The organism is Streptomyces sp. NPDC017225, assembly GCF_044331465.1.
In the GTDB taxonomy this organism is placed as follows: domain Bacteria; phylum Actinomycetota; class Actinomycetes; order Streptomycetales; family Streptomycetaceae; genus Streptomyces.
Map to the genome: position 1 here is coordinate 19710 of NZ_JBIRNE010000012.1, position 23034 is coordinate 42743.

Below are 23034 nucleotides of genomic sequence, written 5' to 3' on the forward strand. Positions count from 1 at the left end.
GGCGGATGACCAGTGGCAGCGACCACCGACACGGAGCACGAAGAGCGGACCGGCGCGGACGGTTCACCGGGTCCCGCGGCACGCCGCCGCGGCCCGGGGCGGATCGTCGCGCAGGCCGTCAGTGTTTTCGGCGAGCTCCTCATCACCGCGGGCCTGGTGCTGGGTCTGTTCGTCGTCTACTCGCTGTGGTGGACGAACGTGGTCGCCGACCGCGCGGCGGACCAGCAGGCCGACCAGGTCCGTGACGACTGGGCGCAGGACCGGGTCGGCCCGGACGGTCCGGGTGCGCTGGACACGAAGGCGGGCATCGGGTTCCTGCACGTGCCGGCGATGGGGAACGGCGACATCCTGGTGGAGAAGGGCACGTCGATGAAGGTCCTCAACGACGGCGTGGCCGGCTATTACACGGACCCGGTGAAGTCGGCGCTGCCGACGTCGGGCAAGGAGGGCAACTTCTCGCTGGCGGCGCACCGGGACGGGCACGGGGCGAAGTTCCACAACATCGACAAGATCGAGGAGGGGGACCCGATCGTCTTCGAGACGAAGGACAAGTGGTACGTCTACAAGACCTACGCGGTCCTCCCCGAGACGTCGAAGTACAACGTCGACGTCCTCGACGCGGTCCCCAAGGAGTCCGGCAAGAAGAAGGCCGGCCACTACATCACGCTGACGACCTGCACGCCGCTGTACACGAGCAGGTACCGGTACGTGGTGTGGGGGGAGCTGGTGCGGACGGAGAAGGTGGACGGGGAGCGGACTCCGCCGAAGGAGCTGCGGTGAGGTGAGCCTAGGATGACGGAGGCCCGAAGCCGCAACTTACCCTTGCGGCTTCGGGCCTCTTCGTTCATCTCACTGCAGGACAGTCAGTGGTGCACCGGCGCTCCATTCCTCCAGGAGCCCGCGGTGCACCGCGGTGATGCCGCCCTCGGCGGCGATGTTCCGGGCGTCCCGCGTGAAGGGGCACGTCGCCACGAACAGGGCTACCTCGGAGCTGTGCAGGACTTTCGCTCCGACGAACTTCCGGACCTCGGGGCTGGTGATGGAGAGATGAGGCGCGAACCTCTTGCACTGGACGGCGAGGGTTCGCCCGTCGGCAGTGCGCGCGGTGATGTCGATGCCTCGGTCCCTGTTGCCACCACGCACGATGACGTTGGTGCAGCCGTCGAGGCGGAGCAGTGTGGCGACGTGCTCCTCGAACTCACGGCCGTTCATGGCGTCCATGGAGGCCATGACGCCGACCAGCGGACGGTCCTCTCGTGGGCTTTCCAGCCGCTGCAGTCGAGCGTGGTGCTGTCGGAGCCGCTTCTCGATGCGCTGGACGCCTGTGCGGAGAGCGATGAGCTCTTGTCGGTGATCGCTCGATGTCTCGATCAGCGCGTTGAACATCGGCACGACGGTCCTGCCGAGGATGTGGGTGATGCGCTCGTCGATGCGGGCGTCGAGGGCGGGGGAGGCTGCCGCGGGAGGATTGTCCACAGGCTGTGTGCGGGCCTGGTACTCCATGTCGAGCAGATACACACGGACCTGACGCGCGACGTCGCTGTCCCGGAGGAGCATGGCGACGTTGAGGACGGCGCGCCTGGAGTAAATGGTGAGGCTTCGGCGGGCCTGTGGATAACTGGCCAGCGAGAGTGACATGTTGTCACTCTCGAATTGCCGCAGGTCAGCGCCTCGGAGCACGGTCATTCCGTTGACTGTGAGTTCCTCCCGGTGGCGCTTGGCCAGCTGCCGGACGGCTTCGGCGGTGACCTCGAAGTACGAGGCCAACATCGCCGTCGTCACGTGCATACCGTCCGGTAGCAGTGACAGTGCTTTCACCTTGTCGAGTACGTCCGTGCGTTGGAGCACGCTGCCGCGTAGGGCCGGTGATTCCAGTAGGGCGGTTTCGCTGATCATGCTGTGTCCCTCGGAAGGATCGTGTGGTCACCCTGAGTCAACGAGTCATGACATACGAAGACACGATCGATTACCGGTGACGCGCACGACGGAGCCCCGGTCCCTCCGCTGAGGGGCCGGGGCTCTGGCCGTTCGACGTTGTGCGGCGTGTCAGTCGTCGCCGCGCAGGCCGCCGATGAAGCCGCCGCCGTTGTCACCGCCGTTGCCGTTGCCGTTGCCGCCCATGGTGGTGAGGGTGATGGGCGTGGCGGCCGGGTCGTCGACCTCGGTGCCGGGCTGGGGGTCGATGGCGATCACCGTGGCGTTGTCGTCGCCCGGGGCGCCGGGGGCGACCTGGACGTTGGTGAAGCCGCTCTGCTGGAGGATCTGCCGTGCCTGCGCGAGGCTCTGGGTGCGGACCTCCGGCACCTTGGTCTTCTCGGCGACCTTGCCGATGGCGATGGTCACCTGCGAGCCCTTGTCGACCTGCTGGCCGGACTGCGGTGTGGTGGAGACGACCTTGCCGTTCTGGTTCGGGTCGGTCGTGGGCTGCTCGGTGCAGACGGCCGTGAGGTCGCCGCCGCTCTCCACCTGGGCCTTGGCCTCGTCACAGGTACGGCCGACGACGTCGGGCACCGTGGCCTTCTCCGCGGCCTTGGCGACCTCCAGGGTCACCGTGGAGCCCTTCTCCAGCTCGTTGCCCGGGTCGGGGTTCTGGCTGAGGACGGTGCCCTCGTCCTGGGAGGACTCGGTCTGCTTCTGATCGACCACGAAGCCCTTGTCCTCGAGCTGCTGGGTGGCCTCGTCGATGTTCTTGTCGATCACGTTCGGCACGGCGACCTTGGGCGCGCCGGTGGAGACGACCAGGTTGACGGTGGACTTCTTCTCGACCTCGGTGCCCTGTTTGGGGTCCTGGTCGCAGATGTTGCCCTTCTTCTGGTCCTCGCAGGGCTTCTGCGTGAAGGCCAGTTCCAGGTCGGCGTTGGTCGCCAGTTGCTGGGCGTCGTCCTTGGTCTGGCCGATGAAGGCGGGTACCGGGACCTTGTCGTTGCCGGGTCCGCCGCCGCCTCCGATGGCGTACTTGCCGATGAGGATGGCGCCGACGAGGACGAGGACGCCGGCCAGGACCAGGAAGATCGTGGAGGTGTGGGACTTGCGGGGCTGCTGGCGGCGCCGGTCGGGGCGGTCGTCGTAGCCGTAGCCGCCGTCGTCCGCGTTCATGGGCGGCAGCATGGTCGTGGCGCCCGCTCCGGCGTCGGAGCGCAGGGCGGTGGTCGGCTGGTCGTCGGGGTAGGCGCCGTAGCCGCCCGCGGTCATGGCGCCCAGCGCGGCGGTGGCGCCGACCGGCTGGCCGTCGAGGCAGGCCTCGATGTCGGCGCGCATCTCGTCGGCCGACTGGTAGCGGTAGTCGGGGTCCTTGACCAGGGCCTTCAGCACGATCGCGTCCATCTCGGGCGTGATCTCGGGGTCGAAGACGCTGGGCGCCTGCGGTTCCTCGCGGACGTGCTGGTAGGCGACCGCGACCGGGGAGTCGCCGACGAAGGGCGGGCGGACCGTGAGCAGCTCGTAGAGCAGGCAGCCGGTGGAGTACAGGTCGGAGCGGGCGTCGACCTGTTCGCCCTTGGCCTGTTCCGGGGAGAGGTACTGGGCGGTGCCGATGACGGCCGCGGTCTGGGTCATGGTCATGCCGGAGTCGCCCATGGCGCGGGCGATGCCGAAGTCCATGACCTTGACCTGGCCGCCCCGCGTCAGCATGACGTTGGCCGGTTTGATGTCGCGGTGGACGATGCCGGCGCGGTGCGAGTACTCCAGGGCCTGGAGGATGCCGATGGTCATCTCCAGGGTCCGCTCGGGCAGCAGTTTGCGGCCGGAGTGGAGCAGCTCGCGGAGTGTGGAGCCGTCGACGTATTCCATGACGATGTACGGGATCGACACGTTGTCGATGTAGTCCTCGCCCGTGTCGTAGACCGCCACGATCGCGGGGTGGTTGAGCGAGGCGGCCGACTGGGCCTCCCGGCGGAAGCGGGCCTGGAAGGACGGGTCGCGCGCGAGGTCCGCGCGCAGCGTCTTCACCGCTACCTGGCGTCCGAGCCGGGTGTCATGTGCGTGGTAAACCTCCGCCATGCCACCACGGCCGAGCACCGGGCCCAGCTCGTACCGGCCGCCGAGGCGACGCGGCTCTTCCATAGCTACCTACCAGCCCTCTCCGTCGGTCCCGACCGGCATGCTTGTACGGTCGGAGGCTGCCGTCCGGCCTACGGTACCCGGCTTGCTTTGTGAGACTTGGCCAAGCCGGGCAGCCGATACAGGACCGGTATCGCAACGTGCGCCGATGTGAAGGGGACGTGAGCGGAGTCACGTCCCGTTCGTGGCGCGGTTACTTCTTGCTTTCGATGACGGCCTCCATGACGTTCTTCGCGATCGGTGCCGCGAGGCCGCCGCCGGAGATGTCGTCACGGTTGGCGTTCTCGTCCTCGATCACCACGGCCACGGCGACGGGTGAGCTGTCGTCGTCGCCCTTGGCGTACGAGATGAACCAGGCGTAGGGGTTCTCGCTGTTGTCGACGCCGTGCTGTGCGGTGCCGGTCTTGCCGCCCACGGTGACGCCGTCGATCCGCGCGTTGGTTCCCGTGCCGTCCTTGACGACGGTTTCCATCATGGACTGGAGGATCTGGGCGTTGTCCGCGGAGAGCGGCTTGCTCATCTCCTCGGGGTCCGTCTTCTCGATGGTGTCGAGGCCCGGGTCCTGGAGTTCGTCGACCATGTACGGCTTCATCAGGGTGCCGTTGTTGGCGATGGCCGAGGTGACCATGGCCATCTGCAGGGGGGTGGCGGCGGTGTTGTACTGGCCGATGGCGGAGAGCGCGGTCTGCGACGCGTTCATGTCGTCGGAGAAGACGGAGGCGTTGGAGCGGACGGGGACGAACTGTTCCTCGTTGAAGCCGAACTTCTTGGCGGTCTCGAGCATCTTGTCGTTGCCGAGGTCGGCGCCGATCTTGCCGAAGACGGTGTTGCAGGACACGCGGAGTGCCTCGCGGAGGGTGGCGTCCTCGCAGGGGAGGTCGCCCTCGTTGGGCAGTTCGGTGGTGGTGCCGGGCATCGTCCAGGGAAGGGGGGAGTCGGTCTTCTCGTCCGCCGAGTCGTACGTGCCGTGTTCGAGGGCGGCCGCGGCGGTGAGGACCTTGAAGGTGGAGCCGGGCGGGTAGACCTCGCGCAGGGCGCGGTTGAGCATCGGGTCGTCGGGGTTGTTCTTCTTCTGGAGTCTGTTCCAGGCCTGGCCGTCGGCGGCGCCGTCACCGGCGATCGAGGTGGGGTCGTACGACGGGTAGGAGGCCATCGAGAGGATCTTGCCGGTGGACGGTTCGAGGGCGACGACGGCTCCCTTGGCGCCCTGCTTCCTCAGGCCGTCGTAGGCGGCCTTCTGGGCGGCGCTGTTGAGGGTGGTGACGACGTTGCCGCCTTCGCGCTTCCTGCCGGTGATCATGTCGAGGGTGTTGCGGAAGAAGAGCCGGTCGTCGTTGCCGGTGAGGATGCCGTCGTCGATGGCCTCGAGCTGGGTGGCGCCGTAGGCCTGGGAGACGTATCCGGTCACCGGCGCCCACATGGCGCCGTCCTCGTAGGTGCGCTTGTACTTGAAGTCGCCGTCGGTGGTGGCGTGGCCGGTGATGGCCTGGCCGTCGACGATGATGTCGCCGCGCGGGCTGGCGTACCGCTCGATGGCGACGCGGCGGTTGTGCTCGTCCTCCTTGAGTTCGTCCGCCTGGACGTACTGGAGCCAGTTGTCGCGGATGAGCAGGGTGAGGACGAGGAGGCCGCAGAAGATCGCGATGCGGCGCAGTGGTTTGTTCACGGGCGGACCACCTGGGTCATTTCGGCGTCCGGGCTGGCGGGTGCGGCGGGTGCCGGTCTGCGGGCGGTGTCGCTGATGCGCAGGAGGATGCCGATCAGGGCCCAGTTGGCGATGACGGAGGAGCCTCCGTAGGCCAGGAAGGGCATGGTCATGCCGGTGAGCGGGATGAGGCCCATGACGCCGCCGGCGACGACGAAGACCTGGAGGGCGAAGGCGCCGGAGAGGCCGATGGCGAGGAGCTTGCCGAACGGGTCGCGGGCGGCGAGGGCGGTGCGGACGCCGCGTTCCACGATCAGCGCGTAGAGCAGGAGGAGTGCCATGAGGCCGGCGAGGCCGAGTTCCTCGCCGAAGGTGGCGAGGATGAAGTCGGAGTTGGAGGCGAAGCGGATGAGGTCGGAGTGGCCCTGGCCCCAGCCGGTGCCGAGGGTGCCGCCGGAGCCGAAGGCCCACAGGGCCTGCATGGCCTGTTCGGAGTGGCCGACCTGGCCGGCGCGGGAGAGCGTGTACTCGCGCATCGGGTCGAGCCAGGCGTCGACGCGCTGCTGGATGTGGGGTTCGAAGCTGGCCACGCCGACGGCGCCGGCGGCGGACATCAGCATGCCGAAGACGATCCAGCTGGTCCGCTCGGTGGCGACGTACAGCATGATCACGAACATGCCGAAGAAGAGCAGCGAGGTGCCGAGGTCGGTCTCGAAGACGAGGATGAGGATCGAGATCGCCCAGACGACGAGGATCGGGCCGAGGTCGCGGCCGCGGGGCAGGTAGAGGCCCATGAAGCGGCGGCTGGCCAGGGCGAGGGCGTCGCGTTTCACCATGAGGTAGCCGGCGAAGAAGATCGCGAGGACGATCTTGGCGAATTCGCCGGGCTGGATGGAGAAGGAGCCGATCTGGATCCAGATGCGGGCGCCGAAGACGTTCTTGCCGAGGCCCGGCACCAGCGGGAGCAGCAGCAGGACCAGGGCGCCGACCATGGAGATGTAGGTGTAGCGCTGCAGGACGCGGTGGTCCTTGAGGAAGATCATCACGGCGACGAACAGGGCGATGCCCATCGCGGTGTACATCAGCTGGCGGGGTGCGGCGTTGCCTGCCTGGTCGATGCTCTGGAGTAGTTCGGACTGGTCGAGGCGCCAGATGGCGACGAGTCCGAGTCCGTTGAGCAGGGTGGCCAGGGGCAGCATCAGCGGGTCCGCGTACGGGGCGAACTTGCGGACGACGAGGTGGCCGACGGCGGCCAGGAGACCGAGGCCGAGGCCGTAGCTCAGCAGGCCGGCGGGCACCTCGTCGTTGATGGCCAGTCCTACGTTGGCGTAGGCGAAGACCGGGATGACGACGGCGAACACGAGCAGAGCCAGCTCGGTGTTGCGCCGGCTCGGGGCGCCGATGGCGCCGATCGTGGACGTGTGGTGTGTCGGCGAGTTGGTGGAACTGCTCATCGTGTGACGGGGCCTCTCACGGCTTGCCTACTGCTTACCGCACAGCGAGACGACCTTCTGCTCTTCCTCCGAGAGGGTCGGGCCGGGGCCTGGAGTGGGTGCGGTCGTGGACGGGGACTCGGACGATTCGGGTGCCTTCGGTGATCCCGACGGGTTCGGGGTCGGTGAGGCCTTGGACGGGAAGGAGGCGGGGGTGGTTCCCGTGGTGCCTCCGGCCTCGCCCTCGCCCGTCTTGGCGTTCTTCTCGGTGGCCGCGGTGCGCTGGTCGGCCTGCTTCTGGCAGGCGGAGGCCTGTACCGCCAGTTCCTCGATCTTCGCCCGGGCGTCGGCCAGGTCGCCTTCGGCGATCGTGGACTCGACGAGTTTCTGCTGGTACGGCGGCAGGTACTTGAGTTCGATCTCGGGGTGGTCCTTCTGGACCTTCGACAGGGAGACCCAGGCGAGGTCCTGGCTGATGCCCCGGTACAGGGCGACGTGGTCGTCCTTGGTGCCGACGTAGTACTGGGTCTGGGTCCAGCGCCAGCCGCCGTACGTGCCGCCGCCGATGACGGCGAGGGCGAGCACGGTGTAGAGGGATCTCTTCAGCCACTTGCGGTTCTTGCGGGGTTTGACGAAGTCGTCGGGCCCGTAGTCGTCGAAGTCGCCGGCGGGGATGTAGCCGGTGGTGTCGCCGCTGCCGGGCGGGCCGAACTCGCCGCCTTGGCCGCGCTGTCCGCCCTGGCGGCCGAGGCCGGCGGCGCGGCCGGCCGGGGTCTGCATGATGCCGTTGTCGCCGAACTGGGCCTGGTTCTCGGCGACGGCGCCGACCACGATCGGGGTGTCGGAGAGCTGGCCGGCGAGGGTGTCGCCGGTGTCGAGGTCGAGGACGTCGGCGATGATGACGGTGATGTTGTCGGGGCCGCCGCCGCGCAGGGCGAGCTGGATCAGCTCCTGCACGGTCTCCTGGGGGCCCTGGTAGCTGGCGAGGGTGTCTTCCATCGTCTGGTGGGAGACGACGCCGGAGAGCCCGTCGGAGCAGATCAGGTAGCGGTCGCCGGCCCGTACCTCGCGGATGGACAGGTCGGGTTCGACGTGGTCGCCGCTGCCGAGGGCGCGCATCAGCAGGGAGCGCTGCGGGTGGGTGCCCGCCTCCTCCTCGGTGATGCGTCCTTCGTCGACGAGTCGCTGCACCCAGGTGTGGTCCTGCGTGATCTGGGTGAGGACGCCGTCGCGCAGGAGGTAGGCGCGGGAGTCGCCGACGTGGACGAGGCCGAGGCGCTGGCCGGTCCAGAGCAGGGCGGTGAGGGTGGTGCCCATGCCTTCGAGGGCGGGGTCCTCCTCGACCATCTGGCGGAGCTGGTCGTTGGCGCGCTGCACGGCGGTGCCGAGGGAGGTGAGGATGTCCGAGCCGGGCACGTCGTCGTCGAGGGCGACGATGGTGGAGATCACCTCGGAGGAGGCGACCTCACCGGCGGCCTGGCCGCCCATGCCGTCGGCGATGGCGAGCAGGCGGGGACCGGCGTAGCCGGAGTCCTCGTTGCCCTCCCGGATCATGCCCTTGTGCGATCCGGCGGCGAAGCGCAGTGACAGACTCATGCGCACCTCGCCTGTCGGCTCCGACTGCAGCCGGTCGTGTCGAGCCACACTGCCCACCCTCCGGTCGGGAGCGCGCCGTGGCCCGGGGTGCCGGCCGCCGCTGCGTGCTCGCTCCGCTCGCGCTCTTTCATTGGTGTAGCACTACTTCCGCAGCTCGATGACGGTCTTGCCGATGCGGATCGGCGAACCCGGCCCGATCGGTGTGGGGGTCGTCAGCCGGGACCGGTCCAGGTAGGTGCCGTTGGTGGAGCCCAGGTCCTCGACGATCCACTGGCCGTTCTGGTCCGGGTAGATCCTGGCATGGCGGCTGGAGGCGTAGTCGTCGTCCAGCACGATGGTCGAGTCGTGTGCCCGGCCGAGCGTGATGGTCTGGCCCTGGAGGGCAACGGTGGTGCCGGTGAGGGTGCCCTCCGTGACGACGAGTTTGGTGGGCGCGCCTCGGCGGCCCCGGCCGCCGCTGGGCTGCTGGCGCTGCGGTGGAGGCGCCTGGCCCTGGCGCGTGGCGGCCTGCTGCGGTCGGGCGGCGTCGCGCCGCGCTCCGCGCTGGGTGACCCGCGTACCGAACAGGTCGCTGCGGATGACCTGCACGGCCACGATCACGAACAGCCACAGTACGGCGAGAAAACCCAGCCGCATGACCGTGAGGGTCAGCTCTGACATTGCCCCCGGTTCACCCTTCGGCTTGCCTATAGAGAATGGTGGTGCTGCCCACGACGATCCGCGAGCCGTCGCGGAGCGTAGCGCGGGTGGTGTGCTGCCCGTCCACCACGATGCCGTTGGTGGACCCGAGATCCTGGATCGTCGAGGGCGTTCCGGTCCGGATTTCGCAGTGCCGGCGGGAGACGCCGGGGTCGTCGATCCGCACGTCGGCCTCGGTGCTGCGTCCGAGTACGAGCGTCGCGCGGGAGATCTGGTGGCGGGTGCCGTTGATCTCGATCCAGTGGCGGGTGCGTCCGCCGGACGCGGGTGCGGCCGGGGGTTGCTGGGCGCCCGCGGCCGGCGGGTAGCCGTAGCCGCCGGGGCGCCCGCCGGGTGGCGGCGCGGCCGGCATCGGCGGTGCGCCGGCGGGCGGGGCGGCCGGCGGGTAGCCGTAGCCGCCGCCCGGGCCGCCGGGTGTGCCGGGCCGTCCGGTGGGGGCGGCGGGTGCGGCGGGGCCGCTCGCGGGTGCCGGGCCGCCCTGGTGGCTGCTGGAGGAGGCGAGCGTGCGGCTGCGCACCCGGTACAGGCCGGTGTCGAGGTCGTCCGCCTTCTCCAGGTGGACCTTGATCGGTCCCATGAAGGTGTAGCGCTGCTGCTTGGCGTAGTCGCGGACCATGCCGGCGAGCTCGTCGCCGAGCTGGCCGGAGTAGGGGCTGAGGCGCTCGAAGTCGGGCGTGCTCAGTTCCACGATGAAGTCATTGGGTACGACGGTGCGGTCGCGGTTCCAGATGGTCGCGTTGTTGTCGCATTCGCGCTGGAGCGCTCCCGCGATCTCCACGGGCTGCACCTCGGACTTGAACACCTTCGCGAAGGTGCCGTTGACCAGACCTTCGAGGCGCTGCTCGAACTTCTTCAGGACTCCCATGGGGCACCTCCTCCGTCGCTGCCGTCCTGTCCACTGCCTTGCGTGCTGCTGCCTTGCCTGCTGCCGACTCGCGTACGGCCGCCTCGCGTACTGCCGACGAGCGAACCGCTCACCCGTGCACTGCCTACCTGGTACTGCTTACTGATCGTATCCACGCGCCGGTCGATCGGCTGGTTCCCCCTGTCGGCCCGGTCGACGGGTGTCGACGCCTCTCGGAGTTCCCGCCGGAGCTCCCTTTCGAACTCCCGGGGCCCTTCGGGATGCGCTCCCGCAGGTACTCATGCCCAGGATCGTAGAGCCGGCCGCAGACCAGTGTCCCGCACCTGGCTGCGGACCCCTACCTGCTCCTCGTGAGACGGCCCGGACCGGTACGAGGTTGATACGTGAACGGCCAGGGGCGGGGACGAGTGCCCGAAGGCGGTGGGAGCCCAGGTCCGCCCGTCGACAAGGGATGTGAATCCACCCGTTCCAGCGTGCTAATCTTCTCGTGTCGGAAGGCGCCGCACCGCAAGGGCGGAGCCCGAGGACACACCCAATGCGCGGGTGGCGGAATAGGCAGACGCGCTGGATTCAGGTTCCAGTGCCCGAAAGGGCGTGGGGGTTCAACTCCCCCCTCGCGCACCAGTCGAAAGCCCCCCAGGTCTCGGACCTGGGGGGCTTTCGCATGCCCGGACACCGTGTCAGGTGCGGTGCCCGAGGGCGTGATGTGCTGTGAGGAAGGTCTCAGGACCCGGCGCGCCACAGGGCGGGCACGTTGGGCGGCTCCCAGCCGGTCATCGACGTGTGGGCCTGGAGGCAGCGGTAGGCGCCGCCGCCGTACGTCACCCGGTCGCCGGCCGCGTAGGAGCGGCCCGCCGCCCAGGTGCCGCCAGGCGGGTCGGTGGGAGGGTCGGTCGGCGGGTCCGTGGGGCCCTCGTCGCCGTCCACGTTCAGTACGAAGTCGAAGCTCCCCTCCCTGCCGCCGCCGGCGTCGCGGACGTTCATCAGCAGCGCCGGGTCGAAGAGGGCGTCCGTGCTGTTGCGGGGTTCGCCGGGGAAGTAGAGCTGGGTGGTGAGTACGGGTTGACCGGGTGCCTGCGCCTTGACGTGGATGTGCCGGGTGCGGCCCGGGTAGAGGCCGGGGACGACGGTACGGAGCGTGAACGCGCCGGTGGCGTCGGTGAACTGGTGGCCGCGGAAGGTGTACCCGGCCATGTCGTAGGCGCCGGCGTTGTCCGCCTGCCAGAAGTCGAGGAGTACGCCGGACAGCGGTACGCAGTTCCGGCCGAAGACGTAGCCGGTGACGGTCAGCCGGGTGCCGGCGGTGCCGGGTGTGACCAGGTTCGTGCGCAGCGGGGAGTTGGGCTTGAAGTAGGGGCCCTCCATCTGGTCGGGCGTCGGGTCGTCGCCGTCGTCGCAGAAGGGGGTCGGCGACAGGGCCCGTCCGGTGGAGGAGCGGGCGGTGTCCCGGGCGAGCGCGATGGAGCCGGTGGCGAGCAGCGGCACGGCGGCGCCGGCGGCGACGGCCGCCCTGAGCAGGGTCTTGCGGCTGATGCCGGGGCCGGGTTCGTCGGGGGTGGTGGGGGTGTCGGAGGTCATGGGGGTCCTCGGTCTCTTCGGTCTCTTCGGTGGGTGGTCCCTGGGGAGGTGGACGGGACGTGCGGCATCCGGGACGTCGGGGACAGGGAACGCGCCCGCCGGCGCGGGGCAGGCTGCTGTCGTTGCTTCGGCGGGCGCGTTCCGTGGTGATCGCTGGAACCGTAGGCCCGCCGATGGGGGCCCGGGCACCTCCTGTTCCGCCCCCTGCCCGGCGTTATGCGGGCGGCGGGGGCGGGCCGTACGGGGCTGTGCGGGGCCCGTGTACGGGCGGTTCGCCCGGGGGTACGGTCGTGGCGCGCCGACGCCGACGGACGGGCGCGGTGCGTGCGGACGGGTGCGGCTCAGGGACGAGTACGAGTGACGGGAACGGGGAGGGCGGCCGGTATGGGCGAGGCGATGACGGGGGCGCGTGGGGGTACGGACGCGGGTACGGGTGCGGGCGCGGAGGGCTCGGTGGGCGGGGTGCGGGTGCCGGTCGTGCCGGGGTTCGCGCGGTGGCCCGTGGGTGGCTCGCCGAAGGCGGAGGGCAAGGCGCTGCGCACGCGGGTGCCGAGGTCCGCGCACGCCGCCCTCGACCCGGACCCCTCCCGGCCGGACGCGGTGAGCGCGGTCGAGGAGTCCAACCGAGGCCGGATACCCGGGCTCACCCCGATAAGGGCCGGGCGGATGGCGGCCACGCCGTTCGCCTTCCTGCGCGGATCGGCGGGCCTGATGGCGTACGACCTGGCGCGTACGCCGGCGACGGGGATCGGTGCCCAGATCTGCGGTGACGCGCACGCCGCCAACTTCGGCCTCTACGGCGACGCCCGCGGCGGCCTGGTCATCGACCTCAACGACTTCGACGAGACGGTCCACGGGCCCTGGGAGTGGGACCTCAAGCGGCTCACCGCCTCGCTCGTCCTCGCGGGCCGGGAGGCCGGCGCGGACGAGGAGACCTGCCGCGAGGCGGCCCACGACGCGGCGGGCGCCTACCGGCGCACCATGCGGCTGCTGGCCAGGCTCCCCGCGCTGGACGCCTGGAACGCCATCGCGGACGAGGAGCTCGTCTCCCACACCGACGCGCACGACCTGCTCGGCACGCTGGAGCGGGTCTCCGAGAAGGCGCGGGCCAACACCAGCGGGCGGTTCGCCGCCAGGTCGACCGAGCCCACCGAGGACGGCGGACGGCGCTTCGTCGACGCCCCGCCGGTGCTGCGGCGCGTACCGGCCGGGGAGGCGGCGGCGGTCGCGGGCGCCCTGGAGCCGTACCTGGCCACGCTCTCCGAGGACCGGCTGCCGCTGCTGGCCCGGTACGCGGTGCACGACGTCGCCTTCCGGGTCGTGGGCACCGGCAGCGTGGGCACGCGGTCGTACGTCGTGCTGCTCCTGGACCACCGCGGCGAGCCGCTCGTGCTCCAGGTGAAGGAGGCCCGCGCCTCCGCGCTCCTGCCGCACCTGGCGACCGCCGGCTTCGACGCCCCCGACGTCGCTCACGAGGGCCGCCGGGTGGTCATGGGACAGAAGCGGATGCAGGTGGTCAGCGACATCCTGCTGGGCTGGACCTCGGTCGACGGGCGTCCGTTCCAGGTGCGGCAGTTCCGCAACCGGAAGGGCAGCGTCGACCCGGCGGCCCTGGCCGCCGACCAGATGGACGACTACGGCCGCATGACCGGCGCCCTGCTGGCCCGCGCCCACGCGCACAGCGCCGACCCGCGCCTCATCGCCGGCTACTGCGGCAAGAACGACGAGCTGGACGAGGCGGTGGCCGCCTTCGCCGTGGCCTACGCCGACCGCACGGAGGCCGACCACACGGGGCTGCTGGCCGCGGTGCGGTCGGGCCGGGTCGCGGCGGAGCTCGGCGTGTGACGGCTCCGGGACCCGGCGGGGCGGGCGGAATCGTGGCCTAGGCTGGACGGGTGACGACGCCGGAAGCTGAGCCCGAGCAGGGGGGTGCGCCGCGTCCCGAGGAACGGCTGGAACAGGCCGTACGGGCCGCCGAGCAGGCACTCATCGAGTACGAGATCGCGCTGGAGACCTTCCGCGTGGAGGTCGAGAACTTCTCCCGCCTGCACGAACAGCGGCTCGGCCCGGTGTACGCGCGGCTCGAGGAGCTTGAGGCGCAGATCCTGGAGGCCAAGGCGGCCCGCACCGGCGACGCCGGGGACCGGACCCGGGCCGACGAGGCGCGGGCCCGGCTGATGCCGATCCCCGGGGTCGAGGAGCTGCTGCACGGCTGGATGGACGGGGACGGGCTGTTCCCGGAGGCCTCGGCGATGCTCACGGACCAGGCGGTACGCCCCCCGCAGCGGGTGCGGCCCGGCGAGGAGGCCCGCAAGCTCTACCGTGAGCTGGTCCGCAAGGCGCACCCCGACCTGGCGCAGGAGGACGCGGAGCGGACCCGGCGCGAGGAGTTCATCACCCGGGTCAACGCCGCCTACGCCCGTGGTGACGCGGACCTGCTGCGGGAGCTGGCCGAGGAGTGGGCCGCCGGTCCGGCGACCCGGCGGCGCCCGAGCCGTGGTGAGGAGCTGTACGTCCGCCTGGAGTGGCTCGACCGGCGCAAGGAGATGCTCACGCTGCTCGCCAAGGAGCTGGAGGAGAGCGCGATCGGCGCCATGCTCCGGCTGGCCCCGGACGATCCCGACCGCCTGCTGGAGGAGATCGCCGAGCAGCTGGCGGCCCAGGTGGGCGAGCGGGAGGCCGAGCTGGCGGGGCTGCTGGCGCAGTAGCCCCCGCCGTCGGCGCGCTCTTCGTTCCGGTGGCCTGCGGCTGTCCCCGTCCGCTTCAGAGCCAGCCGCGTTCCTGGGCGAGCAGGGCGGCCTGGAAGCGATTGGTGGCCTGCAGACGGGTCATGAGGGACGCCACGTGCTTGCGATAGGTGCGTACCGAGATGCCCAGGTCCCGGGCGCCGCTCTCGTCCTTGTCGGCGGTGTAGAGCGTCTTGAGGATTCTGCGCTCGATCTCCGTGGGCGGCTCGTCGTCCGGGGTGGGCAGTTCCTGCGCCATGGCCCACATGCGGTCGAACAGGGCGACCAGGGTGGCCACGAGGCCGGGCTCCCGGATCAGCAGGGCGCCCTTGGCGGTGTGCGCCGGATCGAGCGGTGTGAGCGCCGCGGACCTGTCGCAGATGATCATGCGTTCCAGGGGCTGGTGCGAGATCCGTATCTCCGCTCCCTTGCCCGCCAGTTCGTGCAGGTACGACATGGTGGCCCGGTCGTCCAGGGCCGGGGCGGCCATCAGGGTGCGCATGCGCACGCCGCGGCGCAGGATGCGCAGATCGATGGGGCGTGAGAAGTCGGCCGACTCGCGGCTGATGATGCCCGTGGGGTTGGTGGTGAGGCTCTCGCTGCGGGCGAAGAAGGTCAGTTCGTCGATGACGGCGCGTACGGCGTCCACGCCCTCGATCTGCTGGATGACGGGGGCTTCCTCCGGCGGGCGCCGTACCGGGGCGGTCGTGCGTTCCTGCTGCAGCGACTCGACCACACCGCTCGTGCGGACGGCCTGCTCCAGCTCCTCCTGCAGGGCGTCGAGCCGGTTGTCGATGAGGTGCTCGACCGCCCGGGCGGGTGCGACCGGGCGCAGGACGCCGGTGTGGCTGCGGGTGGCCAGGCCCAGTTCGACGAGGCGGTCGGCGGTCTGGTCGGCGGTTTCGTCCCCGGTCCTGGCTTCGGCCCCGTCGGTCCCGTCGGCGGTGTCGGCGTCGTCGTCGGCGACCTGGTCGTGGTCGTCGCTCACGCCCCGGCGCAGCAGCCGGCGGTAGAGAGCCTCCTCGTCCCCGGTGACTCCGAGAAACTCCAGACATGGTTGCGACACGGTTCCCCCCATGTGTGCATGACCTGTGCCGATCTTTGTGATCTTTCCCCAAGACATACATCGGGTGACACCTGTGGCGCTATCCGCAGGACGCCCCCACGGATGTGGCCGGTGCAGGAAACGGCACCGGGGCGGCGCAGCAAGTTGCACGCCGATCATCTCGTTCGAGGGTGGCCCGAACGGCAGAGTTGTCCTCGCCAGAAGGAAGCACCGCAAAGAGACAGCACCACACCGAGACCACTGGGGGACCCTCGTGAACCGCTCTGTCGCAGACACCCGGACCGGCTTCGTGCGCAACGGCATCCGCGCCGCCGCGACCCTGCTGGGCGGCGGACTGCTGGTACTCGGGGCTCAGGGCACGGCCCAGGCCGCCGAGGCGCCGGCCGCCGGGGCGCCGGCTGTCACCGTGTCGGTCGGCCTGGCCGGGGCGGTCGTGAACGGCAACCACGACTGGGGTGTTCCGCCGATGGACTCGGTGAACGGCAACCACGACTGGGGTGTTCCGCCGATGGACTCGGTGAACGGCAACCACGACTGGGGTGTTCCGCCGATGGACTCGGTGAACGGCAACCACGACTGGGGTGTTCCGCCGATGGACTCGGTCAACGACAACCACGACTGGGGTTAGAACCCCTCGCGCCCTCCAGGCGCACCCTCCTCCGTCGCTCCCTCCCTCCCGTTCCCCGCCGTCGTGCACAGCGCATGGGGCAACGGCTGATCCCCCCTTGCCTCTACGAGAGAGAAATGTGTCGTCATGACGGATTATTCGGTTCTGATCCCGTTCGTGCCGCGTCGGCTGGAACAGACGCTGCAGTTCGCGGGCCTGGTGAACTGGACGCCCGCCGTGCGGTTGTGGCAGGGGCAGTCGATGATCCTGGAGCCCCACCAGACGTTCGTGGGGGCGGCCGGGGCGGGATTCCGGGTTCCGGTCGGGTTCGGGGTGACGCTGATGCCGCTGCGGCATCCCTTCGAGGCCGCCAACCAGGCGCGCTCGGTGGCCCTGGCCACCGGTCACCCGGTGATCGCGGGCTTCGGGCCCGGCGCACCGGCCTTCCAGCAGAACCTCCTCGGAGCCCCGTACGCCAAACCCCTCGCGGTCGCCCGCCAGTACCTGACGGCCGTGCGCCGGCTGCTCGACGGGGAGGTCGTGGAGACGGACGGTCCCGAGTACACCTTCCGGGCCCAGCTCGCGCCGGCCGCCGCACCCCGTGTCGACGTGGGGCTGGGAGTCCTGCGGCCGGGCATGGCGCGGCTCGCCGGTGAGGTCGCCGACACGGTCATCACCTGGCTGACGCCTCCCTCCTACCTGCGCGAGGTGATCGTGCCCGCGGTCGAGGAGGGCATGGCGCGGGCCGGCCGGACCGAACGGCCCCGCATCGTCGCCATGGTGCCCGTGGGCCTGGAACGGGAGGGCACGGCGCCCGAACGGCTCGCCCTGGCCAGCAACATCGCCCACTTCCAGGCACCGCACTACCTGGACATGCTCCGGCGGGCCGGTGTCGACACGGAGGACAAGGACGTGCACGAGGTCGCCCGGGGGGCGGTCGACGTGGGTGCCTTCGTCACGGGCGACCTGGACACGGTCGTCAAACGGCTCGACGAGTACCGGCAGGCGGGCGCCGACGAGATCGTCCTCAACACCACCGGTGTCAACAAGATGTTCGGCACCCAGGAGGCGATCGGCGACCTCACGGAGATCCTCCGTACCGCCGTCTGAACCCCGGCCCTCGCCGGCTCCGCCCCGCCCCGCCCCTCGCCGAGCGGCAATCGGCGCATCAGCGGAACAGCGGGCCCGGGCAGGCCCAGCAGGACAGCAGGACAGCAGGCCCAGCCACCAGCAATCAGGCAACGAAGGACCAGACTGCCATGGACACGGAAGCGCGCAGACGCGCGAAGGAACACATCATGTCGTGGGGATCGGGCGGCCGCCGGCCGTCCGGCGCCCCCGGAACCACGGTCGCCACCGTCGTCCTCGCCGACGCCCGCCACCTCGACGCCGTGCTCGCATCGGGCCTCACCCACCCCGGCACACTCGTCTTCACGCCGGGACCGGGTGACCTCGCGTCCGGCATCGTGCCGTACGGCGGTTCGCTGAGCGATCCGGGTGAGGACTTCGCCCTCGGCGAGGACTTCTACCTGCAGACCCAGGACTACGCCTCCAGCGCCTTCATGTCGGTGCTCGGCCCGACCGTGCTCCGTGTCTTCGGCCCCGCCGACTTCTCCGCCTTCCTCGCCGACGCCGACCGGGCGTTCACCGAGGGCGTCTTCCCCGAATACCTGATCACGCCCGCCGTGCTGCTCGCCGACACCGCCGCCCTCGGCGGACCGCGCGGCAACGACGGCCCCGCCCTGCGCCTGTACGTCGACGCCGAGGGACGGATCTCCCTCTCGCCCACCGGCTCCCCGCTGGGCACGGTCGGCGACGACCTGCCGGCCCTCCTCGCCCGATACGAGCACGTCAACGCGGCCAGTGAGGCGCCCTGCGCGGTGAGCCTGGGAGCCGCGGTGCCCGAGGAGGCGCGGACCGCCGCACTCCAGGTACGGCCCTTCCTCGGCCGCTACCACGCCGCCGTCAAGGCGCTGCGGGCCCTCACCGCCCAGGACATCGGCGGCCTGAAGGTCTCCGGCTTCGGCCACCGCCTCACCCCCGGCCTCGCCGCGGGCACCGGTGACGACCTGACCGGCCCCGGCCTGCCGCTGGTGCTGTGGAACGCCGAGCAGTGCTACGTCGTGGCCGGCGGACGGGTCTTCGCCGTCGACCGCGCCTTCGCCGGTGCCGTGGAGTGCCTGCTCGCCGGCCCCGTCGCCGACGGTCTCACCCCGGGCCACGTCCTCGACCAGGTGCGCGCCTTCTTCACCGAGCGCGGCCTCTCCCTCCAGACCCGTACCCCGGTAGGTGCCCGATGACCGCACTCGCCCCGACGACCACCCTCCCCCGCCCGCCCGGCCTCGGCGGCGAGCGGATCGCCCGGCTCGGCGACCGCGCCCGGCTCTGCGGCCTCTACGACCGGCAGGGCGCCCCCCTCTACGACGACCTCGCCGCCGCCGACGGCTTCGAGATCAGGGACATCGTGGGCGCCGTGCGCGCCGCCGGTGACGGACCGGTCCTGGACCTGGCCGCCGGAGCGGGCCGCTTCACCCTCCCGCTGCTGGCCACCGGACGCGAGGTGACCGCGCTCGACCTGTCGGACCACATGCTCGAGCTGCTCAGGTCCCGTCTGGCCCGTGCCCCGAAGGCACTGCGCGAGCGGTGCACGGTGGTCCAGGGCGACATGGCCGCCTTCGACCTGCGCCGGGAGTACGCGCACATCGTCCTCGGCACCACCTCCCTCTCCCTGCTCGACGAGGCCGGCCGGGCCGGGCTCTACCGTTCGGTGGCCGCGCATCTCGCGCCCGGCGGACAGTTCCTGCTCTCCGTGATGGAACGCGCCGACGACGAGGCGCCCACCGAGGTGCACGCCCAGGTCAAGGGCGCCGGCGGAACGACGTACGACCTGTACGAGTACTGGCCGGCCGGTGCCGCCTTCCGCTACGTCACCATCGCGCCGTCCGCACCCGCCGAGGGCCCGGTCACCGTGTGCGTGGACGAGGTCGGCACGATGAGCATCGCCGCGATCGAGGCCGAACTCGCCGAGGCGGGGCTCGTGATCGCCGGACGCCGGCCGCTGAGCGGGCCCGGCGACCGTCACCGGGTGTCGCTGCTGAAGGCGGTGTCCGCCCGATGAGCGCCCTGTGGCCCTACCTGATCGCCCCGAGCACCCACGGCGCCGACGCCCAGTGCGCGGTGAGCGCGCGCGGACACCGCATCACCTTCGCCGACGGCGGCGAGGCCCTGGACGCCGACAGCGGTCTGTGGAACGTCAACCTCGGCTACGGCAACGAGGCCATCGCCGCCGCCGTCGCCGAGGCCGCCGCCAACGGTTCCTACCTGCACTCCTTCCGGTTCGAGAACACCTACGCCCGCAAGGCCGCCGACGACCTGCTCGCGGTGTGCGGCACCGAGCACTACGCCCGGGTCCTGTTCTCCTCCGGCGGCGGTGTGGCCAACGACGCCGCGATGAAGCTCGTACGTCACTACCACGCCCTGCGCGGCAGGCCCGAGCGCAATCTGGTCGTCGCCCTGCGCGGCAGCTTCCACGGCCTGACCTTCGGCGGTTTCGCCCTGACCGGCGAGGACCTGGGCCAGCGCGCCTACGGCGTCGACCAGCGGCTGATCCGGCACGTCGCCCCCAACGACGTCGAGGAACTGCGGACGCTGGTCGCCCGCAGCGGCCGTCAGATCGCGGCGGTGGTGGTGGAGCCGGTGCTCGGCACCGGGACCGTGCCGCTCACCGACGAGTACCTCGCCGAGCTCGTACGGCTGCGCGACGAGAGCGGCTACCTGCTGGTGGCCGACGAGGTCGCCACCGGCTTCGGCCGCACCGGCACCTTCTTCGCCTCGCAGACCTGGCCGGGCCAGCCCGACGTGCTGCTGTCCTCCAAGGGCCTGACCAACGGCGTCTGTCCCGCCTCCGCGGTCGTCTTCTCGCACGAGATCGCCGACGCCTTCACCGGGCAGGACGCGATCCTCACCCACGCCGAGACCCAGGGCGGCAGCTCCGTGCCCTGCGCGGCGGTCAGCGCGGCCATCGCCGAGATGCACCGCCTGGACGCGGTGGTCTCCGGCCGCCGGGTGGCCGCCCGCCTGGACGCCGCCATCACCGACCTGGTCGACCGGCATCCGCTGGTGACCGGTGCCACCGGCCGGGGCTGCTTCCGCACCCTGCTCATCGGAGGGCCCGGCGGGCACCGCCTGTCGCCTCCGGGCGTGGCCCATCTGGTCGGCGCGGTGCGCGCGGCCGGCGCCATCGTCCACCCGGGACCCGCCGGCGTCCAGCTGGTGCCGTCCCTCACCTACACCGACGCGGAGGTCGACGAGCTGATGGCCTGCGTCGAGGCGGGGATCGACGCCCTGCTGCCCGCGGCCCGGCCCACCGCCCGCGGCTGACCACCGGCCGAGGACCCTGCCACCCGTACCGCCCGCACCACCCCGACCAGCCCGCCCGCTCCCGCGACCCGAAGGAATGACACCCATGAACGAGCAGACGCCCCAGGCCGAGGAGTTCACGACCGAGGTCACCGAGCTGGAGATGCAGGAACTCGAGGCCCTGGAGTCCCCGGGCTTCTGGACCGGCGTGTCGATCGGTACCGCCGTCAGCGTCTCGGTCGTGGTCGCGACCTGACCGCCGCACGAGCCGAGAGGCCCCGCGGTCCGAACCGCCCCCGGCGACCCGGGGGACGAACACCGGCCGCAGGACCTGCCTCGGCCCCGCTTCCGGCAAAGGAATGAGCTGGGCCGAGGCAGGTTCCCCACCGTATCCGATCCGACGAGTCCGACACAGAGCACGAATTGACGTGGTCAGGAGCCCGCTGTGACAACCGCTGTGAGTACCGACACCGCCGCCGCCGGCGGCGCCGGGCACCGCGTCCGGCGGCCGGCGAAAGTCCGTAAGGGGGCCGTCCGGCCCGAGTTCATCCCGCCCGCCCCGCCACTGCGCGGCATCGACCGGCTCGCCGACTGGCTGCTCCGGGACGGTGCGCGTGCCGTCACCGTCATCGCGGACCCCGCGGTCGCCGACCGGCCCGTCACCACCGGCGTGCTGAACCAGGTGGAGCGGGCGGGACGGACACCGCGCCTGATCGTCCTGGACGGCCCCACCGGCCTCGACGCCGTGGCGGAGACCGCCGCCGGACTCGACCCGGAGGGGATCGTCATCGCCGTCGGCGGCGGCACCACCCTCGACTTCGCCAAGCTCACCGCCCTGTCCGCCCGCCACCCGCACTTCCACCGGTACCTCACCGCTCCGCAGCGCAGCGGCTTCCTGGTGCTGCCGCCCGCCCTCGGGCCGCATGTCCGGGTGCTCGCGGTGCCCACCACCCTGGGCACCGGCAGCGAACTGGGCACCGTGGCCTGCTTCTCCCGCGACGGGGGCAAGTTCCTGGCCACCGGATCCTGTCTGAGGCCCGTCGCCGCCCTCTGGGCGGCCGAGGCCACCGACACCCTGCCTCCCGGACTCGTCGCCGACGGGGCCCTGGAAGCGCTGTTCCGCACGGTCAGCCCGTACACCGGGGACGCCACGGAACTGCCCGAGCAGGACGCCGCCGTGGAGGCGCTGGCCGCCCGGATCCTGGTGGCGGGCTACGAGGTCGCCGCGCTCCGGGCCGAGGGGCGTGCCCTGCCGGCCGAACTGCGGCTGCGTATCGCCGAGTCGAGCGGGGAGAGCCAGATCGGCCGGATCAACATCGGCCGCAGCCCGTACGCCGTGAAGTGCTGGGCGATGGCCAACGAGCTCTCCACCACGCTGGATCTGGCCAAGATGCGTACGGTCGCCGCCCTGTGGCCGGTGCTGTGGCGCCGCACTCTCGACGGGGACACCCGCCTGGGCAGCCCGGACCGCATCCACCGCCTGTGGCGGGTACTGCGCGCCGGCGCCCCCTGGCTGCCCGACGACCCGGCGGCCGGTCTGCTCCGGCTGATGGGCGACTGGCACATCGACCGCACCGTGCGCGCCGACACCGGCCAACTCGCCCGCGCCACCACGCGCATCATGCGCGGCTGGGGCGCAGGCCTTCCCATCCTCGACGAGTTGAGCGCCGCCGACGTGCGCGCGCTCCTGGCCGAGGCCACCGAGCCGGCCCCGGGCGGATCCCCCGCCGCCCGGGGCTCACAGAGCCACCACGGCACCCGGCCGACGGCCGGACGACCGTGATGGAACCACCGACCCGTCCCGGACCCCCGGTGCACGACAGCCGGGAGCCCTCCGGGGCACGACAGCCGGAATCCCTCCGGCACACGACAGAAGGAGCACACCGTGAGCGAGAACAACATCGTCGAGACCGAGCTGCAGGACCTGGCCGTCTCCGAGCTGGAGATGCAGGAGCTGGAGGCGCTGGAGGCGCCGGGCTGGGCGACCTCCGCGGGCGTCAGCGTCGGCATCTCGCTGGTCTCCGTCGCCTGGAGCCTCACCTGAGCGACCACCGGCCGGTCCTCTCCGGGCCGGCAGTGCACCACCCGAACGGCAACTCATCAGCAACGAACCGAGGGAGCACACCGTGAGCGAGAACAACATCGTCGAGACCGAGCTGCAGGACCTGGCCGCCACCGAGCTGGAGATGCAGGAGCTGGAGGCGCTGGAGGCGCCGGGCTGGGCGACCTCCGCGGGCGTCAGCGTCGGCATCTCCCTGGTCTCCGTCGCCTTCAGCCTCACCTGATCCGTCCCGCGTCCATCGTCCGATCCGCGCGGTGTTTCACGTGAAACAGCCGCTCCTGGTGAGAGGGACTCACCGGGCCTTACGAAAGGGAAATGTCATGGCCGAGATCAAGAACG

21 protein-coding genes and 1 tRNA gene are annotated in these 23034 nt (G+C 71.1%); 13 read left to right on the plus strand and 9 right to left on the minus strand.

Translation table 11 applies throughout. From position 1 onward, the window contains the following. Positions 1-12 precede the first annotated feature (12 nt). Positions 13-780, plus strand: a complete 768-nt coding sequence (locus ACH4NX_RS24615; protein WP_351387540.1) for a class E sortase — start codon at positions 13-15, stop codon at positions 778-780. Positions 781-849: 69 nt separating this feature from the next. Here ACH4NX_RS24615 and ACH4NX_RS24620 read toward each other — a convergent pair whose 3' ends face one another. The 7 genes from ACH4NX_RS24620 to ACH4NX_RS24650 all read right to left on the minus strand — a co-directional run bounded on the left by ACH4NX_RS24620 (position 850) and on the right by ACH4NX_RS24650 (position 10297). Beyond that, the gene (locus ACH4NX_RS24620; RefSeq protein WP_398128777.1) at positions 850-1896 is read right to left on the minus strand and encodes a restriction endonuclease; all 1047 of its coding nucleotides are present in this window, start codon (positions 1894-1896) and stop codon (positions 850-852) included. A gap of 150 nt (positions 1897-2046) precedes the next feature. Next, positions 2047-4062, minus strand: coding sequence for a Stk1 family PASTA domain-containing Ser/Thr kinase (gene pknB, locus ACH4NX_RS24625; RefSeq protein WP_398128776.1), 2016 nt, complete (start codon positions 4060-4062; stop codon positions 2047-2049). Positions 4063-4252: 190 nt separating this feature from the next. After that, positions 4253-5725 carry a peptidoglycan D,D-transpeptidase FtsI family protein gene (locus ACH4NX_RS24630; protein ID WP_398128775.1) on the minus strand — a complete coding sequence of 491 codons (1473 nt, stop codon included), beginning with the start codon at positions 5723-5725 and terminating at the stop codon, positions 4253-4255. Continuing rightward, positions 5722-7158: an FtsW/RodA/SpoVE family cell cycle protein gene (locus tag ACH4NX_RS24635; RefSeq protein ID WP_351387530.1), complete on the minus strand. Its 1437-nt coding sequence runs from the start codon at positions 7156-7158 to the stop codon at positions 5722-5724. The genes ACH4NX_RS24630 and ACH4NX_RS24635 overlap by 4 nt, the downstream gene beginning before the upstream one ends. Positions 7159-7185: 27 nt before the next feature. Continuing rightward, complete coding sequence (locus ACH4NX_RS24640) at positions 7186-8733, minus strand: Stp1/IreP family PP2C-type Ser/Thr phosphatase (RefSeq protein ID WP_398128774.1); 1548 nt, start codon at positions 8731-8733, stop codon at positions 7186-7188. A gap of 141 nt (positions 8734-8874) precedes the next feature. After that, complete coding sequence (gene fhaB, locus ACH4NX_RS24645) at positions 8875-9393, minus strand: antibiotic biosynthesis regulator FhaB (protein WP_279564413.1); 519 nt, start codon at positions 9391-9393, stop codon at positions 8875-8877. Positions 9394-9403: 10 nt separating this feature from the next. Then, complete coding sequence (locus tag ACH4NX_RS24650; protein WP_351387525.1) at positions 9404-10297, minus strand: DUF3662 and FHA domain-containing protein; 894 nt, start codon at positions 10295-10297, stop codon at positions 9404-9406. Between the two features lie 537 nt (positions 10298-10834). On the opposite strand from ACH4NX_RS24650, the gene ACH4NX_RS24655 reads away from it, so the two are divergent. After that, positions 10835-10921 (plus strand) — tRNA-Leu (locus tag ACH4NX_RS24655). A 99-nt stretch (positions 10922-11020) separates the two neighbouring features. Here the strand turns inward: ACH4NX_RS24655 and ACH4NX_RS24660 are convergent. Next, on the minus strand, positions 11021-11875 hold the full coding sequence (locus ACH4NX_RS24660; RefSeq protein ID WP_398128773.1) for a carbohydrate-binding protein: 855 nt from the start codon (positions 11873-11875) through the stop codon (positions 11021-11023). A gap of 384 nt (positions 11876-12259) precedes the next feature. Here ACH4NX_RS24660 and ACH4NX_RS24665 point away from each other — a divergent pair, with 384 nt between their 5' ends. Continuing rightward, a complete protein-coding gene (locus tag ACH4NX_RS24665) occupies positions 12260-13720 on the plus strand; it encodes a DUF2252 domain-containing protein (RefSeq protein ID WP_398128772.1) in 1461 nt (486 codons plus the stop codon). Between the two features lie 50 nt (positions 13721-13770). Next, positions 13771-14583 carry a J domain-containing protein gene (locus ACH4NX_RS24670; protein ID WP_398128771.1) on the plus strand — a complete coding sequence of 271 codons (813 nt, stop codon included), beginning with the start codon at positions 13771-13773 and terminating at the stop codon, positions 14581-14583. Positions 14584-14638: 55 nt separating this feature from the next. On the opposite strand, the gene ACH4NX_RS24675 is transcribed toward ACH4NX_RS24670, so the two are convergent. Next, positions 14639-15667 carry a LuxR C-terminal-related transcriptional regulator gene (locus ACH4NX_RS24675; protein WP_351387515.1) on the minus strand — a complete coding sequence of 343 codons (1029 nt, stop codon included), beginning with the start codon at positions 15665-15667 and terminating at the stop codon, positions 14639-14641. Positions 15668-15920: 253 nt separating this feature from the next. Here ACH4NX_RS24675 and ACH4NX_RS24680 point away from each other — a divergent pair, with 253 nt between their 5' ends. From ACH4NX_RS24680 to ACH4NX_RS24720, 9 genes are all read left to right on the plus strand, one after another. Beyond that, positions 15921-16295 (plus strand): hypothetical protein, encoded by a 375-nt coding sequence (locus ACH4NX_RS24680; RefSeq protein WP_398128770.1) that lies wholly within the window; start codon positions 15921-15923, stop codon positions 16293-16295. A 126-nt stretch (positions 16296-16421) separates the two neighbouring features. After that, positions 16422-17384 carry an LLM class flavin-dependent oxidoreductase gene (locus tag ACH4NX_RS24685; RefSeq protein ID WP_398128769.1) on the plus strand — a complete coding sequence of 321 codons (963 nt, stop codon included), beginning with the start codon at positions 16422-16424 and terminating at the stop codon, positions 17382-17384. A gap of 149 nt (positions 17385-17533) precedes the next feature. Continuing rightward, positions 17534-18574, plus strand: coding sequence for a daptide biosynthesis RiPP recognition protein (gene mpaB / locus ACH4NX_RS24690; protein ID WP_398128768.1), 1041 nt, complete (start codon positions 17534-17536; stop codon positions 18572-18574). Continuing rightward, positions 18571-19392 (plus strand): daptide-type RiPP biosynthesis methyltransferase, encoded by an 822-nt coding sequence (gene mpaM / locus ACH4NX_RS24695; protein WP_351387504.1) that lies wholly within the window; start codon positions 18571-18573, stop codon positions 19390-19392. The genes mpaB and mpaM overlap by 4 nt, the downstream gene beginning before the upstream one ends. Further along, positions 19389-20654, plus strand: coding sequence for a daptide-type RiPP biosynthesis aminotransferase (mpaD, locus tag ACH4NX_RS24700; protein ID WP_351387502.1), 1266 nt, complete (start codon positions 19389-19391; stop codon positions 20652-20654). The genes mpaM and mpaD overlap by 4 nt, the downstream gene beginning before the upstream one ends. Before the next feature lie 85 nt (positions 20655-20739). Then, on the plus strand, positions 20740-20889 hold the full coding sequence (locus ACH4NX_RS24705; RefSeq protein WP_225634761.1) for a daptide-type RiPP: 150 nt from the start codon (positions 20740-20742) through the stop codon (positions 20887-20889). Between the two features lie 189 nt (positions 20890-21078). After that, entirely contained in the window at positions 21079-22416 is a 1338-nt protein-coding gene (gene mpaC / locus ACH4NX_RS24710; RefSeq protein ID WP_398128767.1) for a daptide-type RiPP biosynthesis dehydogenase, read from the plus strand. Positions 22417-22518: 102 nt separating this feature from the next. After that, positions 22519-22677, plus strand: a complete 159-nt coding sequence (locus ACH4NX_RS24715; RefSeq protein WP_279564402.1) for a daptide-type RiPP — start codon at positions 22519-22521, stop codon at positions 22675-22677. Between the two features lie 82 nt (positions 22678-22759). Further along, entirely contained in the window at positions 22760-22918 is a 159-nt protein-coding gene (locus ACH4NX_RS24720) for a daptide-type RiPP (protein ID WP_351387495.1), read from the plus strand. Positions 22919-23034 lie beyond the last annotated feature (116 nt).

Bases quoted from the DNA above. Each gene is read 5' to 3' on its own strand.
- ACH4NX_RS24650 (WP_351387525.1), bottom strand. From the start codon at position 10,297: ATGGGAGTCCTGAAGAAGTTCGAGCAGCGCCTCGAAGGTCTGGTCAAC.
- pknB (WP_398128776.1), bottom strand. From the start codon at position 4,062: ATGGAAGAGCCGCGTCGCCTCGGCGGCCGGTACGAGCTGGGCCCGGTG.
- mpaM (WP_351387504.1), top strand. From the start codon at position 18,571: ATGACCGCACTCGCCCCGACGACCACCCTCCCCCGCCCGCCCGGCCTC.
- ACH4NX_RS24640 (WP_398128774.1), bottom strand. From the start codon at position 8,733: ATGAGTCTGTCACTGCGCTTCGCCGCCGGATCGCACAAGGGCATGATC.
- ACH4NX_RS24665 (WP_398128772.1), top strand. From the start codon at position 12,260: ATGGGCGAGGCGATGACGGGGGCGCGTGGGGGTACGGACGCGGGTACG.
- ACH4NX_RS24635 (WP_351387530.1), bottom strand. From the start codon at position 7,158: ATGAGCAGTTCCACCAACTCGCCGACACACCACACGTCCACGATCGGC.
- fhaB (WP_279564413.1), bottom strand. From the start codon at position 9,393: ATGTCAGAGCTGACCCTCACGGTCATGCGGCTGGGTTTTCTCGCCGTA.
- ACH4NX_RS24705 (WP_225634761.1), top strand. From the start codon at position 20,740: ATGAACGAGCAGACGCCCCAGGCCGAGGAGTTCACGACCGAGGTCACC.
- ACH4NX_RS24660 (WP_398128773.1), bottom strand. From the start codon at position 11,875: ATGACCTCCGACACCCCCACCACCCCCGACGAACCCGGCCCCGGCATC.
- ACH4NX_RS24620 (WP_398128777.1), bottom strand. From the start codon at position 1,896: ATGATCAGCGAAACCGCCCTACTGGAATCACCGGCCCTACGCGGCAGC.
- mpaB (WP_398128768.1), top strand. From the start codon at position 17,534: ATGGACACGGAAGCGCGCAGACGCGCGAAGGAACACATCATGTCGTGG.
- ACH4NX_RS24685 (WP_398128769.1), top strand. From the start codon at position 16,422: ATGACGGATTATTCGGTTCTGATCCCGTTCGTGCCGCGTCGGCTGGAA.
- mpaD (WP_351387502.1), top strand. From the start codon at position 19,389: ATGAGCGCCCTGTGGCCCTACCTGATCGCCCCGAGCACCCACGGCGCC.